This window comes from Falsibacillus pallidus, from assembly GCF_003350505.1.
GTDB classification, from domain to species: Bacteria; Bacillota; Bacilli; order Bacillales; family DSM-25281; genus Falsibacillus; species Falsibacillus pallidus.
The window spans coordinates 204,001-218,607 of sequence record NZ_QQAY01000001.1; the positions used below are offsets into that span (position 1 = coordinate 204,001).

13 protein-coding genes are annotated in these 14,607 nt (G+C 42.9%); all 13 read right to left on the minus strand.

From position 1 onward, the window contains the following. Positions 1–54: 54 nt before the first annotated feature. Positions 55–762, minus strand: coding sequence for a DUF881 domain-containing protein (locus DFR59_RS01000; protein ID WP_114743764.1), 708 nt, complete (start codon positions 760–762; stop codon positions 55–57). Next, on the minus strand, positions 737–1,525 hold the full coding sequence (locus DFR59_RS01005) for a cell division protein FtsQ/DivIB (RefSeq protein WP_114743765.1): 789 nt from the start codon (positions 1,523–1,525) through the stop codon (positions 737–739). Before DFR59_RS01005 ends, DFR59_RS01000 begins: the two co-directional genes overlap by 26 nt. Before the next feature lie 159 nt (positions 1,526–1,684). Next, a complete protein-coding gene (gene murG / locus DFR59_RS01010) occupies positions 1,685–2,776 on the minus strand; it encodes an undecaprenyldiphospho-muramoylpentapeptide beta-N-acetylglucosaminyltransferase (protein ID WP_114743766.1) in 1,092 nt (363 codons plus the stop codon). 185 nt (positions 2,777–2,961) lie between these two features. Then, on the minus strand, positions 2,962–4,062 hold the full coding sequence (spoVE, locus tag DFR59_RS01015; RefSeq protein ID WP_114743767.1) for a stage V sporulation protein E: 1,101 nt from the start codon (positions 4,060–4,062) through the stop codon (positions 2,962–2,964). A gap of 90 nt (positions 4,063–4,152) precedes the next feature. Then, positions 4,153–5,505 carry a UDP-N-acetylmuramoyl-L-alanine--D-glutamate ligase gene (murD, locus tag DFR59_RS01020; RefSeq protein ID WP_114743768.1) on the minus strand — a complete coding sequence of 451 codons (1,353 nt, stop codon included), beginning with the start codon at positions 5,503–5,505 and terminating at the stop codon, positions 4,153–4,155. Next, positions 5,506–6,480: a phospho-N-acetylmuramoyl-pentapeptide-transferase gene (gene mraY, locus DFR59_RS01025; RefSeq protein WP_114743769.1), complete on the minus strand. Its 975-nt coding sequence runs from the start codon at positions 6,478–6,480 to the stop codon at positions 5,506–5,508. A 2-nt stretch (positions 6,481–6,482) separates the two neighbouring features. Further along, on the minus strand, positions 6,483–6,932 hold the full coding sequence (locus DFR59_RS01030; RefSeq protein WP_114743770.1) for a hypothetical protein: 450 nt from the start codon (positions 6,930–6,932) through the stop codon (positions 6,483–6,485). Continuing rightward, complete coding sequence (locus DFR59_RS01035; RefSeq protein WP_114743771.1) at positions 6,932–8,395, minus strand: UDP-N-acetylmuramoyl-L-alanyl-D-glutamate--2,6-diaminopimelate ligase; 1,464 nt, start codon at positions 8,393–8,395, stop codon at positions 6,932–6,934. Before DFR59_RS01035 ends, DFR59_RS01030 begins: the two co-directional genes overlap by 1 nt. 157 nt (positions 8,396–8,552) lie before the next feature. After that, positions 8,553–10,466 (minus strand): stage V sporulation protein D, encoded by a 1,914-nt coding sequence (locus DFR59_RS01040; RefSeq protein WP_114743772.1) that lies wholly within the window; start codon positions 10,464–10,466, stop codon positions 8,553–8,555. A gap of 120 nt (positions 10,467–10,586) precedes the next feature. Beyond that, positions 10,587–12,806, minus strand: a complete 2,220-nt coding sequence (locus DFR59_RS01045) for a penicillin-binding protein (RefSeq protein ID WP_114743773.1) — start codon at positions 12,804–12,806, stop codon at positions 10,587–10,589. After that, the gene (gene ftsL, locus DFR59_RS01050; RefSeq protein WP_114743774.1) at positions 12,803–13,165 is read right to left on the minus strand and encodes a cell division protein FtsL; all 363 of its coding nucleotides are present in this window, start codon (positions 13,163–13,165) and stop codon (positions 12,803–12,805) included. Before ftsL ends, DFR59_RS01045 begins: the two co-directional genes overlap by 4 nt. Positions 13,166–13,185: 20 nt before the next feature. After that, positions 13,186–14,118: a 16S rRNA (cytosine(1402)-N(4))-methyltransferase RsmH gene (gene rsmH, locus DFR59_RS01055; RefSeq protein WP_114743775.1), complete on the minus strand. Its 933-nt coding sequence runs from the start codon at positions 14,116–14,118 to the stop codon at positions 13,186–13,188. 44 nt (positions 14,119–14,162) lie between these two features. Further along, positions 14,163–14,594, minus strand: a complete 432-nt coding sequence (gene mraZ / locus DFR59_RS01060; RefSeq protein ID WP_114743776.1) for a division/cell wall cluster transcriptional repressor MraZ — start codon at positions 14,592–14,594, stop codon at positions 14,163–14,165. Positions 14,595–14,607: the final 13 nt, after the last annotated feature.

Below are 14,607 nucleotides of genomic sequence, written 5' to 3' on the forward strand. Positions count from 1 at the left end.
TTTAGCCACTCCATTTCACCAAGCCTTCTCATAAAAACCATAATCATCTTCCCATCAGGAGCCTCTCAAGATAGGGTCCATGACTATTTCATCTTTTTTTTCCATTTTGAAAATGATGTTTTCATTTACTAATTGATCCTTTACCCCGCCTGTTATGCTCAATGCTGAAGAAAGGACTGCCGGATCCCCAATGGCACTGATAGTGAATGGAGCTGGATGCTGCACACCATCTACTGTAATAACCGGACCATTGCAGAGAATATAGGAATTATGCTGGAGCCTCTGTCCATTGACCGCAACAGCACTTGCTCCTGCAATATACAACTCATTGATTACATTGAAAACATGATGTTCATGCACAAGGTAATTATTAACGTTTTCCTCATCGGGATCATACTCGCCATCCTCTAGAGTGACTTCAACCCCTTTACCTTTTACTTTAACCATACCTAGATACATCCGGTATTTTTCTGCATCTTCAGCCAGATTGAAAAAGACTTGTTCTTCTTTAGATAGATCTTTTTCAACATCAAGCACCTTTGACTGCTTTTCAAACAGTTCATTTTGCAGTTTTCGATTGTCCTTCTGCTGTTGAATGATTTGATTCCGAAGCTGATCCTCCATCGCCCATTGACGGTCGGAGATTTTATTTCCCGCCTTTTCCTTATTGGCTAAACTATAGGAAAACGCAAGGATAAACCCCAGGACCAGGGTGACAAGAGAAAGGACGACCTGCTTACCTTTTATCTTCTTTTTTTTCATTTTCTTTGTCCTCTCCTGTGTCATAAGCTTTAAAGAAGGAGCCGACTTCAAGGTCGATGATTCCTTTTTTGTTTGGATCCAGCTGGCTTATGATGGAAGGATAATGAATCATTTTATCCGAAAAAGTACGAATTGTGGCCGTCACTTCGAATCCATCGTTCATATATAAAGTAATATGGTATTTGTCTGTCTTTTTCGGGGCATATTGAATTTCAGAAATGGAATTGATGATTTCATCAGGCAAAGATTTCAACTGATCAACCATTTCATTCAGCACAGCTCCCTCTTTGAAATCTGTGAGAAGAGGAGAGTTGACACGAACAGTCTTGCTGCCTGCGTCTTTAATGATTCGTCCATTTTCTAAAACTGGATAAAAGCTTGTCCCTTTTGACAGAAAAGCGATCCGGCTAAATTCCTTAACATGGATCTGATAGGAATTAGGCAGACGGACACTTACCTTGGCAGATTTTATTTCCGGGAGTTTTTCAAGTTTCTTGACTGTTTGTTCCCGATTGATCCCCCATACATTCATGCCTTTTGAAATCCCGCTCGCTTTTATAACTGCTTCCTCACTTAATAAGTGGCTTCCTTCTACTTGTATAGAGCCCACTTTACTGATGGAAGATTGAAAATATCCGATGCAAGCTATAAGCAGAAAAAAGATTGACAGGAGGATGATGAGCCTTCGATTCGCTTTCCGCTTTCGCTGCTGCTTGATTTTCGGAATGCGGTCTTCCAGAGAAACGATATTTCCTTTTTTCATCACAATCCACCTTTACCAAATCCGCAAAAAATGACAGCACACATCTATTACTCAGTTAGTAGGTTGGATGTGGGCTTATCATTGCAATTCTATTTTCTTACATCCTATTTTATCTCATAAAAAAACATGAGAAAAGATGGAAATAGATAATTTCCACTATTATTTAGCGAGTTGAAGCATGACTTGATACAATCTATCAGAAGAGTCTGGAACCCCAAGGTCTTTTGAAGCTGCACTCATCTTCTTCTGGAGCGGCTCATCAAGAATGATTTTGTCTATTTCATTAATCAGTTTCGCCGATGTCAATTCTTTTTCGAGAATCATGGAGGCAGCGTGTCTCTCAACCAGTGCCAACGCATTCTTCTCTTGATGGTTATTTGTTACATAAGGACTTGGAATCAGGATGCTTGGCACCCCCAAAGCAGTGATTTCAGCAATGGATGTGGCCCCGGCTCTCGCTACTACTAAATCCACTGATGATAGAACCTCAGGCATATTATAGAGAAACGGTGCTACTGCAACATTTTTCGGCATGCCTATCAAGTCCACTTCAGCTTTTACCTTTTCATAATGCACATCGCCGGTAATATAAATTACCTGATAATCTTTTTTAGCGAATGACGCCAATGATTTCACGACAGCATCATTGATCGGCCTGGCTCCTCGGCTTCCTCCGAAAATAAGTACGGTCGGCTGATTCTGTTTCAATCCAAGGGTTGGTAGGATGTCGCGTTTTTGAATTCCCGCCACTTCCGAAGCACGGGGATTGCCGGTGAATTCAACTTTCTCTTTAGGGAAAAATGCTCTGGCTGATTCAAAGCAAATGGCAACTTTATTTACATATCTGCTCAAAAATTTGTTGGTTAAACCCGGCACACTGTTCTGTTCATGTACAATGGTTGGGATTTTTTCTTTTGCAGCAGCATAGACAACCGGTCCGCAAACATACCCGCCGGTTCCAATGACTAAATCAGGCTTGAAATCACTAATATATCTTCTGCTATCCTTTACACCCTTGAGGAATCGCATGATGGTTTTCACATTTTCAAAGGAAAGGGATCTTTTAAACCCCGTAATTTCAATAGATTTAAATGGTATCCCTTCTCGGGTCACCAGTTTTGATTCCAGGCCTTTCGATGTTCCGATGTATAGAAACTCTGTGCCGGGATGTTTTTGCTCAATGGTCCGGATCAAGGCCAGGGCGGGATAAATATGTCCTCCTGTACCTCCTCCACTCACAACTATTTTCATAAATTCACCTCATTAAGTTTAAGCAAAGAAGTACTGCGTATGTAAGGCAATGTTTTACTGTTACCCTATCTTACTATATTCTAAACGAACCTGTCTTGCTCGCACTAGAATGTCATTGAAATGTAATATCATCATTATTTTATCTCCACTAACTTGAAAAGGAAACCCATTCAGGGTTTCCTTTGTCAATATTTTGAATAACGGCTGATATTCAGGAGGACCCCCACTGCCATTAGCATGAGTGTCAAAGAGGATCCACCATAGCTTAGAAACGGGAGCGTAATCCCTGTTACCGGCATCAATCCGGTGACAACACCTATGTTGATCATGACCTGGATGGCGATCATCGATATGATTCCGACCGCCAGAAAACTGCCATATAAATCAGGAGCCCCTAGCGCAATCCTTATCCCCCTCCATAAGAGCAAGGCAAACAAAAGGATGACAAGACTTCCTCCTATGAAGCCCAATTCTTCGGAAAGAATGGCAAAGATAAAATCGGTCTGGGGTTCGGGTAGGTAGAAAAACTTTTGTCTGCTTTCACCGAGACCTAATCCGAATAATCCTCCCGGTCCGATGGCATATAGCGATTGTATGATTTGAAAACCGCTTCCAAGAGGATCGGACCACGGATCTAAAAACGATGTGATCCTTTTTATCCGATATGGGGCTGAGAGGATCAACCCTGCAAAACCCGCCATTCCAAGTATGCCCAGCCATGCGAAATGACTTACCCTGGCTCCAGAAATGAAAATCATGACGACACAAGTGCCGACCATGACCGTCCCCGTTCCAAGATCGGGCTGCAGCATGATAAGTCCGAAAGCTGTAAAGACCAAGGCGAGGGATGGAACAAGTCCTTTCTTAAAAGAGGTGATAAGCTTCTGCCGATCGGAAAGGAATTTGGCCAAAAAGGATATCATGGCAAGTTTCATGAATTCTGAGGGCTGAATGGAAAATGCCCCGACCCCAATCCAGCTTCGTGATCCATTTCGAACCATACCGACTCCCGGGATCAATACGGCCAGCAAAAGGACAAAGCAGATGATCAAAATCAACTTCGCCCATGTTTTCCACGTCCAATAATCCACGTTCATGATGAAAAACATTGCTGCAACCCCTACTCCCGCAAACAATAGCTGCCTCTTGGCAAAAAAGAAGGAATCGTCGAATTTATATGTAGCCCAGACAGCACTTGCACTATAAACCATGATCAATCCGATGGTCAGTAAAGAAAGTGTTGCGATAATCAATACAATATCAGGGGTCGTTTTCTTTAATGGCAACGGTTAACACCTCTGCAGACTTATTATTTGAGCCTGTCAGACACCCTGCTGCTTTCCGTGGTGAACTATTTTGTCCAATAAGCCAAGCTCTTATATAAGCTTATGCACTGCGTCAATGAAAATATCACCGCGAACTTCAAAAGTTTTATACTGATCCCAGCTGGCGCAGGCAGGAGAAAGTAAGATTACATCTCCTTCATCAGAGCATTCGAAAGCTGCAGGCACAGCTGTACCCACATTATCGACCCGCTTGATGACTTTTATTCCCGCTTTTTCGGCTGTCTCTTCCATTTTCCCTGCAGTTTGTCCGAATGTAATGATAGCCTTCACATTTGATAGGTCCGGAATCAGGTCATCAAAGCCATTTCCTCTATCAAGTCCACCCGCCAAGAGGACAATAGGGTTATTGAATGCCTTCAAGGCACTACGCGTCGCCAATATATTGGTAGCTTTTGAATCATTATAGAATTTTCTTCCATGAACTTCCGCTACAAATTGAGTCCGATGCTTTACACCAGTGAAAGTTGTCATGATCTCTTTGACTGCTTCGTTGGAAACGCCCAGCAATTTAACCGCCGCAATGGAAGACAGCACATTCTCTAAATTGTGTTCACCAGGAAGTGCCAAGTCGGCAATAGCCATCACTTCTTCCCCATTGAACAATATTTTCCCATCACGTACAGAGCATCCTTCTTCTAAATAGGCTTTCGTTGAAAAAGGTATGATTGCTGCCTTTGTATCCTTCACAGCTTCAAGCAGCTGTGGCTGCTCCGCATTGACAATTAAGAAGTCTTCCTCTGTCTGGTTTTTGGTGATATTGGCTTTTGCCTCCCAATATTCCGCAAGCCCTCCGTGATAATCAAGGTGCGCTTCATATAAATTTGTAATGATAGCGATACGCGGCCTGAATTTTTTGATCCCCATCAACTGGAAAGAAGAAAGCTCAATGACAATTTTATTATCTTGGTTTGCCGCTTGGGCAACTTCCGATGCAACCGTTCCAATATTACCAGCGATAATCGGGTTTCGTTCCCCTTGCTTCAACATTTCAAAAATAAGAGTCGTCGTCGTTGTTTTACCATTCGTGCCAGTTATTCCGATAAATTCGGCTTCGGAGATTTCATAAGCAAGCTCAACTTCAGTGATCACCGGGATGCCCCTGTCAACTGCCCCAGCAACGAGAGGGATGCTATATGGGATACCCGGATTTTTCACAATCAGTTCAAAGCCTTCATCCAGCAGTTCAATTGGGTGGTCCCCGCAGATGACTTTGATTCCCTGATCGAGCAGTCCTTGAGCTTCTGGGTTTTCAGCAATTGGCCGTTTGTCATTGACTGTGACGAATGCACCTAATTTATGAAGCAGGGATGCTGCAGTCACACCGCTTTTTGCCAATCCTAGTACTAAAATCTTCTTAAATTGATATTTTGTAATATTCTTCACTTACATCCACACCTCAATGTATATTCCTAGAATGGCGCATATCAATCCCACACTCCAAAAAGTGACGACTACCCGCCACTCTGACCAGCCGACCAATTCATAATGGTGATGAAGGGGGCTCATTTTAAATACTCGTTTTCCAGTAGTTTTAAATGAAATGACTTGAATAATGACTGATAAAGTTTCAATGACAAAAACTCCGCCGATGATTACCAGCAGCAGCTCCAATTTGGTCAATATGGCAACTGTGGCAATAGCCCCGCCAAGGGCAAGGGATCCTGTATCTCCCATAAAAACTTTTGCCGGATGGGCGTTGAACACCAAAAATCCCAGAACGGCACCCACCACAGACACACAGAAAATGGCGATATCATATTGCGATTGATTCCAAGCTAAGACGGCAAATGCACCAAAAGCTATGGCAGAAGTACCGGAAACAAGACCATCTAAACCGTCCGTCAAATTGACGGCATTAGAAAACCCAACTTGCCAGAAGATAACAATCAGTATATAGAACCACCCTAGATTGAACGTAATATCTGTAAACGGGATGCTAAAATCGGATGATAGCCCGCTTTGTCGATAAATCAAATAAAATAAAACAGCGATCACTATCTGTCCAAGCAGCTTTTGCTTGGAAGTCAATCCAAGATTCCTTTTCATGACCACTTTGATGAAGTCATCTAGAAATCCAAGCACTCCAAATCCAATTGTCACCAGGAGCAGCATCAAAGTTTTTGAGCTTGGTTCAGTAAATTTCCCGGACATCACAATAGTGGATATTGCGATGGAAATCAAGAAAACAATTCCACCCATTGTCGGGGTCCCTGTTTTTTTCTGATGGGATTTGGGCCCCTCTTCCCTGATGCTCTGTCCAAACTTTAACCTTCTAAGGAAAGGAATGAAGAAGGGGGACAGCAATACTGTTATGAAGAATGCCATTAATATTGTGAAAAATAAAAATTGTCCCAGCATCCTTATCCCCTCCTTGCACTTACATGATATTGAACTGCATCCAGCAATGCTGCCTTCTCTTTTTCCACAGCAATATCATATGTGATGGTTGAATCATTAAGAAGTTTTGTACGATAAAAAATGAATTTGGTCATATCTTCCCACTCTTTTTTTCTATTTTTATTGATGTAATTCAGCAGTATATCAGAAAATGCTGCCATCGGCGCCTTTGCCCGAAATACAGGAAAATGGTTTGGAGTAAATGACGGAATCGCCTCGCCCTCTTTTAAAATGGCAGCGATCGCTCCGTTTTCTAAGGCTTCTTTTATTTTGGCTGCTTCTCCAAGCGAGATAAACAAACCTCGTTTCCCACAATTCGATTCATCTATCGAAACAGTATGAAACTCCATTCCCTCATCACTTATACCCGAAGATTGAGGAAATATTCCTTTGATGTCTTTCAATTTCAACATCATTCTTTCTCCTTGATTGCTTCAGCTGCCGCAATCCTGTCATCGAAGTCAAGGACTTTATCTCCTACGATTTGATAGGTCTCATGTCCTTTTCCGGCAATTAGGACAACATCTCCTGCAGAAGCTTGCTGAACGGCCTTTCTGATCGCTTCCTTCCGATCCTCGATCACTTCGTAGTTCTCACCTTGAACCCCTGATTCCATGTCTTTCAAGATGGAATATGGATCTTCGCTTCGAGGATTATCCGAAGTGAAAATTGGATTGGAAGCATATTTGCAGGCAATCTTTGCCATCAATGGCCGCTTTGTCTTATCACGGTCACCGCCGCACCCTACTACGACATAAATTTTGTTCTTTGCAATTTGGGCGACAGTCTTCAATACATTTTCCAAACTGTCTGGTGTATGGGCATAATCGACAATGACAGGATATTCCTGCCCCGCATCCACTAATTCAAATCGGCCGGGGACTCCCTCCATTTTCGCAAGAGAATCAAGGATGATGTCCATTGGAATGTTAGATGCATAGCAGGCAGCAATGGCAGCAAGTGCATTATAGACACTGAACTTCCCTACGAGTTTTAAAGTGACAACTGCACTTCCTTCAGGATAATGCAAATCGAATTTCATCCCGCTGCCATCCATTTGAATATTCCTTGCGGTAAAATCAGCATTATTGTCAATGCTATAAGTCATGACATGTGCAGCTGTTTCAGTGATATACGCTTCTGATGCGGCATCATCAGCATTCAAGACAGCCACTTTTGGCTTTTCATGGTCATAAGTGTTGCCTAATTGCGCAAACAATAGCCCTTTGGCACGGCGGTATTCATCCATGGTCTTATGATAATCAAGGTGATCCTGAGTCAGATTAGTGAACACAGCCACATCATAATCACAGCCATGAACCCTTCCCTGAACCAATGCGTGGGATGAAACCTCCATGATGGCAGTATCCACATCTTCATTGACCATCTCATGAAATGTTTGCTGCAATGTAAGGCTTTCAGGAGTAGTATTTTTGGTTTCAATGATGCGGTCATTGATCCGAACATACATTGTACCGATTAATCCTGTTTTTAAACCTGAATGAAGCATGACATGTTCAATCAAATGACTTGTCGTCGTTTTTCCGTTTGTTCCTGTAATTCCGATCAAATGGAGCTGCTTTGTCGGCTGGCCATAAAATGCATCAGCAAGCACTGCCATTGCTCTCTTTGTATCTTTAACAAGGATTACCGGAATGCTGAGGCTAAGTGGTCTTTCGGCCAAGACAGCAGCAGCTCCCTTTTCTTCCGCATCTTTTGCAAAGTTGTGCCCATCATTTGTCAATCCTTCGATGCAAATGAATAGACTCCCTTTATTTACTTTTCGATTATCATTTTCCACCGAAAGTATTTCTGGATTTTCAGCCGGCTTCTCTTTCACAAGGGGCAAGAAGTCCAATAGTGTATGTAATTTCATTTTTTCAACCCTCTCTATTCATAAGAAAGCAATCATTCTTATTTTACATAAAAAATCATTCTGATGCTATCAGCCTTTTAGCTTTATGTCAAAAGTTTTAATCTTCAATAATACAGGCGGCAATAAGTTTTGGTTGCCGCCTGTCATTGTGTCATATTCAATTCATGAATATACGGATGGTAGATCCTACTTTGACTTTTACTCCTGGTGCAGGGGATTGCTTGATCACTTTGTCTCCCGTTCCGCTCACATCCAGTTTAATATCATATAAATATTGCTGCAGGTCTTTTTTAGTCAATCCCACAAGATCCGGCACTGCCACAGTTGGTGCATCAAGGATGGATGGCTCTTTTTCTATCTGATTCTTTCTTGGGGGAACATCAAGCGCCCTGAGGCTGTCTTCCATGATATTCCCTACAATCGGAGCAGCAATCGTTCCTCCGAAAGCGACGGCTCCCTTAGGATTATCGACAGCTACATAAACAACAATCTGTGGATCATCCGCCGGGGCAAATCCCATAAATGAAACGATATAGTTATTTTCAAGATATCTTCCATTTTGCGCTTTTTGTGCGGTACCGGTCTTGCCACCGACCCTATATGTATCCACAAAAGCATTTTTCCCTGTTCCTTGCGCTACGACACTTTCTAGAGCTGCACGGATTTTTTTGGACGTCTCTTCGGAAATAACCCTTCTTTTCGCAACCGGGCTTTTCTTCATGACCGTTTCACCTGTCCGGGGATCGACCAGTTCTTTTGCAATGTAGGGCTGATACAATATTCCCCCATTGACCGCCGCTGCTACAGCTGCTACCTGCTGGATCGGCGTCACTGCGACACCTTGCCCAAATGCTGTAGTTGCCTGTTCAACAGGTCCAACGCGGTCGATGTTAAATAACAAACCTTTTCCTTCTCCCGCAAGATCGATGCCTGTTTTCTCTCCGAAACCAAAATCGCGGATATACTTAAATAATGAATCTTTACCAAGACGCTGCCCTAATTCCACAAAGCCGGGGTTGCAGGAATTTTGAACGACTTCAAGGAACGTTTCCGCCCCATGCCCGCCTCTTTTCCAGCAATGCAGGGTGGCTCCAGCCACTTCCACCTCACCAGGGTCAAAGAAGTGATCATGTTCTAAATCCACTTTATTTTCTTGCAATGCCGCAGCAAGTGTAATGATCTTAAAAGTAGATCCGGGTTCATACGTACTCCAAATAGGGAGGTTCCGGTTATAGATTTCCGGTGGGACATTTTTGAAATTCGCCGGGTCGAAAGTCGGTCTGCTCGACATGGCCAGGATTTCACCATTATTCGGATTCATAGCAATCGCAATCAAGCCATCGGGATTATAGGTTGCTTCTGCAATATCCAACTCCCGTTCAACAATGGTCTGGATTTTTGTATCAATGGTCAATTTCAAATCAAGCCCGTCCATTGGCGCTTCATAGTCATCAGACATATCTGGCATCCTTTTCCCCTTTGCATCAGAGAAAAACTGGACAGATCCTTTTTTTCCATTTAACTGATCGTCATATTCCAACTCTAGACCCATCAATCCTTGATTATCGATGCCTGCAAACCCTAGTACATGTGAAAGATAACTGCCAAAAGGGTAATACCGCTTTGAATCCTCTCCAATGTAAACCCCTTTTAGACCGAGCTCCCTCACTTCATTTGCTTTTTCATATGAAATTTTCCTGCCTTCAGGTATTCTTTCGATGCTCGTGTGTTTTGTGATGATTTTATATGCCTTTTCTTTGGACATATTTAATGCGGCCGCAAGCTTTTCAGCTGTCGCAGCCGGATCCACAACTTGCCTAGGTACGACATATACTGTTGGTGCACTCTGATTCGCAGCTAGTTCGACACCGTTTCGATCTTCTATTTTCCCCCGCTCCGGTTCAAACGGAATATTCCTGCTCCAGGAATCCTTTGCTTTTCCAGTAAGCATATCTCCCAGGACAAATTGGACATAGCCAAGTCGGATATCAATGATGCTAAATATGATGAGACCTGCCAGCAGTGAAATGGCAAGCCTTTTTCTCACCGTTACATTCGATACACGCTTCACTGAACGGACCTCCTTTTCTCAAATAAGGCTCGTTTTTAGTTTATGCTTGTACGAAAGGCAATAGAACAGGCTGGCCCGAGCATAAAATCCCGCTCAAGCCAGCCTGTTCTGATTCCCCCATTAATCCTGGGGCGTTTTGTCTTCTTTATTATCTTTCTTATCTTTTTCAGCTTTATCCTTCGCCATTTTTTCCTGAGGAGTCATAAAATTGACCACCAGCTGATCACCTGCTGAAACCGGCGAATTCGGCTTTAAATTCTGGTTGGCAGCATACCCGTTGCCAACCATGTTCAACTTTAGATCAGCAAGCTGAGAGATCTTGAGAACATCTCTTTTCGACCAGCCCGTCATATTAGGCAAATGGATTTCCCCATCCGTCTTAAGTACCAGTTTCTCACCGGCCAGAAGGGTTTGACCTGCCTTCGGAAGCTGATCCGTCACTCTTGCTCCGCTTCCGATTTCTACAACATCAATCCCATTTTCTTTAAGCGACGTTGGCAAGTTAGCTACGCTGCCCCCAACCAAATCAGGGACTTTTGCCATTTTGGCATCAATATTCTTCTCGGGCTTGATATTCATGTATTGAAGGCTGCTTTTCATTACAGGGTTAAAAATCATGGAAACCGGCACAGAACCGCCTTCATATGTTTCATCATCCAATTGAGGCTGTTGGACTGCAACATACATAATCAATTTGGGATCGTCTTTCGGTGCCATCCCGATAAAGGAGAATATATAATTGTCCCAGCCGGTCAGGTATCCTGGACCATTTGGATCGGGTATTTGTGCGGTTCCCGTTTTTCCTGCCACAGAATAGCCATCAAGGGCATAGCCCTTCCCGGTCCCATGTTCGGCTGTTATGACTGTCCCAAGAACATCACGAACTTCTTTTGCCGTATCCGGTTTGATAGGATGCCCTGCAACCTCTGGCTGTGTTATTTTTTCTTCTCCGTTATTTGGATTAACGACTTTATCAACTACATAGGGCTTCATCATTGTCCCGTTGTTGGCGATTGCCGTCATCCCCTGAATCAATTGCAATGGGGTGACAGTCGTCCCCTGCCCGAATGCAGTCGTTGCTTTTTCAATCGGGTAATGGAACAGAATATTTCCAGAAGCTTCATGTGGCAAATTGATTCCTGTAGGCTTCCCAAATCCGAAACGATCAAGGTAATCCCTGAAGGTGTCGTCGCCCATTTTTTCAAGAAGTTTTACAAAAGCAACGTTTGATGAACGCTGCACCCCTTCAAGGAATGGAATTTTACCCCAGCCGACTCCTCCATTGTGGTCCCTTATCGGTACCTGTCCCACTTTATACGTACCAGATTGATATTTTTCATTTGGGTGGAAAACACCTTTCTCGATTGCTGCAGAAAGGGTGAAGACCTTCATGGTCGATCCTGGTTCATATTGCGCTTCAACATTTTCATTATGCCAATTCTCCCCAATCCCTTCCCGTGTGGAAGGATGGAAAGTTGGCCGTTGTCCCATTGCCAGGATTTTTCCTGTTTTCGGATCCGCTACAATGGCAAGCATTCTCTTTGGTTTATACTTTTCTTCCACTTCATTCATGGAATCTTCTAAGAATGTTTGGATTTTTTTATCAAGGGTCAAATAAATATCCGATCCATTTTGAGGTTTCTTCACCATTTCATTTTTATTCGGAAGCAGATATCCCCACAAGTCACTTTCGTATTGGATGCTGCCATCCTTGCCCGATAGAACAGAGTTGAAGCTCTTTTCAAGCCCCATTTTACCGACAGTTTTTGATTTCCCATCCTTCCCTTCTTCGGTTTGGGCATATCCAATCAAATGTGATGCAAAGACTCCATTTGGATAAAAGCGCTTGGAATCCCTTTTAAAAGTAATTCCAGGGAGCTTTTCAGCTTCTATTTTCTTTTTCTCACTAACGGAAATATCTCTTCCTGCCGTGCCGAATTCCACTTGGAAACGCCCTTTAAGTGTGAGTCGGTCATAGATTTCATCTTCGCTCATATCTATGTATTTCGAGAGTACTTCCGCAGTCTTTCTGGGATCTGTGACATGCCGGGGGTTATCGGCATCAGTAGTCATTTTCGGATCGAGAATGGCTACAAGGGAAAAGGAATCAGCATCCTCGGCGATGACTTCTCCGTTATTGTCGTAAATAGTCCCCCTATGAGCATCCAAGACATCTGTACGGAGATATTTATGAGCTGCTTTCGCTGCCATGACTTTCCCATCTACTTCCCCAGTGATTTGAATCGTAAGGAAGCGCACTATCAATACAAAAAAGAGCAGGCCGAATATTAAAAATAATACCGCTGCTCCAACATTCCTATTTACTTTTGTGGATCTCATTTCTTATCCACAACCTTGACATTGTCTTCATTTAGCTTTAAGCCCAGTTTATTCGCTTCTTTTTTGATGCGTTCAAATCGGCTTAACTCCCCGACCTGCATTTTCAAGTCAGCATTGGACTTCTTTTGTTCCTGAACATGGCTTTCAACATCTTGGATCTGCTTATTGACACCATAAATGGATGCTTGGGTAGAAACCATTTTGACTGCTACCACACAGATGAATGCCATGAACAAAATCCCAAGGATTTTTTCCCCCGGGGTGATTCCCCTTCTTTTTGCAGGAGCATGTTTCGGTTTGACCGCTGGGCGTTCCTGCTGTACATAATTCCTTTCTGCTTTACGAGCTAAATTCTCCATTGTTTCCCCTCCCAATTAATTTATATTTTTTCTGCAATTCGCAGTTTTGCGGATCTTGCCCGATTATTCATTTCTAATTCTTCTTCACTTGCAGTGATCGGCTTTCGATTGACCAATTTTAATTCAGGTTTATATTCATCAGGGATCACCGGGAGTCCATGAGGAAGCTCCGGTCCTGTACTTGCTTCTTTAAAAATGCTTTTACAGATTCGGTCTTCGAGAGAATGGAAAGTAATGACACTTATTCGTCCACCCTTGCCAATCAATTCGATGGCACTTTTCAGGGATTCTTCAAACACTCCCAGTTCATCATTGACAGCAATCCTGATGGCTTGGAATATCCTCTTAGCGGGATGTCCGCCTTTTCTCCTGGCAGGTGCAGGGATGCCATCTTTTATTAATTCCACCAGCTGAAAAGTAGTTTCAATCGGAGCCTTCTCTCTCGCAGCTTCAATTTTCCTGGCAATCTGCTTCGAAAATTTTTCTTCTCCATATCGGAAGAAAATCCTCACTAAATCCTCATAGGACCAATGATTGACCACTTCATAAGCGGAAACGTCGCCTTGTGTATCCATTCTCATATCGAGAGGAGCATCATGATGGTAGCTGAACCCTCGTTCGGGAGTATCCAGCTGAGGAGATGAAACACCCAGATCATAAAGGATGCCATCCACTTCATGCACGCCACGGGCATTTAATTCTTCTGCTATGTATTTAAAGTTGCTTTTAATAAATGTGACTTGTCCTTCATATTTGGCCAATTTTTCTTTCGCATGCTCCAAGGCGGTATCATCCTGGTCAAATGCATAAAGCTTGCCTTCTTTTGAAAGTTGGGAAAGCAAGTATTCACTGTGGCCAGCTCCACCAAGGGTACAATCCACGTAAATGCCATCCGGCTTAATATTAAGGCCGTCGACCGTTTCTTTTAGTAATACTGTAGTATGTTGAAACATTTTCTTCACCTTTCCAATCGAATCATTGCAGCTAATATCAGATTTTAAAGATCAAACCCAATCAAGTTTTCTGCAATTTCACCAAATGATTCTTCAGATTCTATAAAGTAGTCTTCCCATAATGTCTTACTCCAAATCTCAATCCGATTGGAAACGCCTACTATTACGCATTCTTTTTCCAGTTGAGCATAGCCGAGAAGTGTAGAGGGAATATTGATTCTCCCCTGTTTGTCCAATTCACAGTCAGTTGCGCCTGAAAAGAAAAAACGGGTAAATGCCCTTGCGTCTTTTTTAGTGAGGGGGAGAGCTTTTAATTTTTCTTCAACGGATGCCCATTCAGACATGGGATAGCCAAATAAACATTGATCTAGGCCTCTGGTAAGAACAAAAGATTCTCCGAGGTAGTCTCTGAATTTAGCAGGGATGATCAATCTCCCCTTATTATCAACGTTATGCTGATATTCCCCCATGAACATACCCATTACCCCC

What these genes read in the sequence shown, in the direction of transcription:
- rsmH (WP_114743775.1), bottom strand. Translation starts at nt 14,118, where the DNA reads ATGTTTCAACATACTACAGTATTACTAAAAGAAACGGTCGACGGCCTT.
- DFR59_RS01045 (WP_114743773.1), bottom strand. Translation starts at nt 12,806, where the DNA reads ATGAGATCCACAAAAGTAAATAGGAATGTTGGAGCAGCGGTATTATTT.
- DFR59_RS01000 (WP_114743764.1), bottom strand. Translation starts at nt 762, where the DNA reads ATGAAAAAAAAGAAGATAAAAGGTAAGCAGGTCGTCCTTTCTCTTGTC.
- murG (WP_114743766.1), bottom strand. Translation starts at nt 2,776, where the DNA reads ATGAAAATAGTTGTGAGTGGAGGAGGTACAGGAGGACATATTTATCCC.
- DFR59_RS01030 (WP_114743770.1), bottom strand. Translation starts at nt 6,932, where the DNA reads ATGTTGAAATTGAAAGACATCAAAGGAATATTTCCTCAATCTTCGGGT.
- DFR59_RS01005 (WP_114743765.1), bottom strand. Translation starts at nt 1,525, where the DNA reads ATGAAAAAAGGAAATATCGTTTCTCTGGAAGACCGCATTCCGAAAATC.
- ftsL (WP_114743774.1), bottom strand. Translation starts at nt 13,165, where the DNA reads ATGGAGAATTTAGCTCGTAAAGCAGAAAGGAATTATGTACAGCAGGAA.
- mraZ (WP_114743776.1), bottom strand. Translation starts at nt 14,594, where the DNA reads ATGTTCATGGGGGAATATCAGCATAACGTTGATAATAAGGGGAGATTG.
- mraY (WP_114743769.1), bottom strand. Translation starts at nt 6,480, where the DNA reads ATGCTGGGACAATTTTTATTTTTCACAATATTAATGGCATTCTTCATA.
- DFR59_RS01035 (WP_114743771.1), bottom strand. Translation starts at nt 8,395, where the DNA reads ATGAAATTACATACACTATTGGACTTCTTGCCCCTTGTGAAAGAGAAG.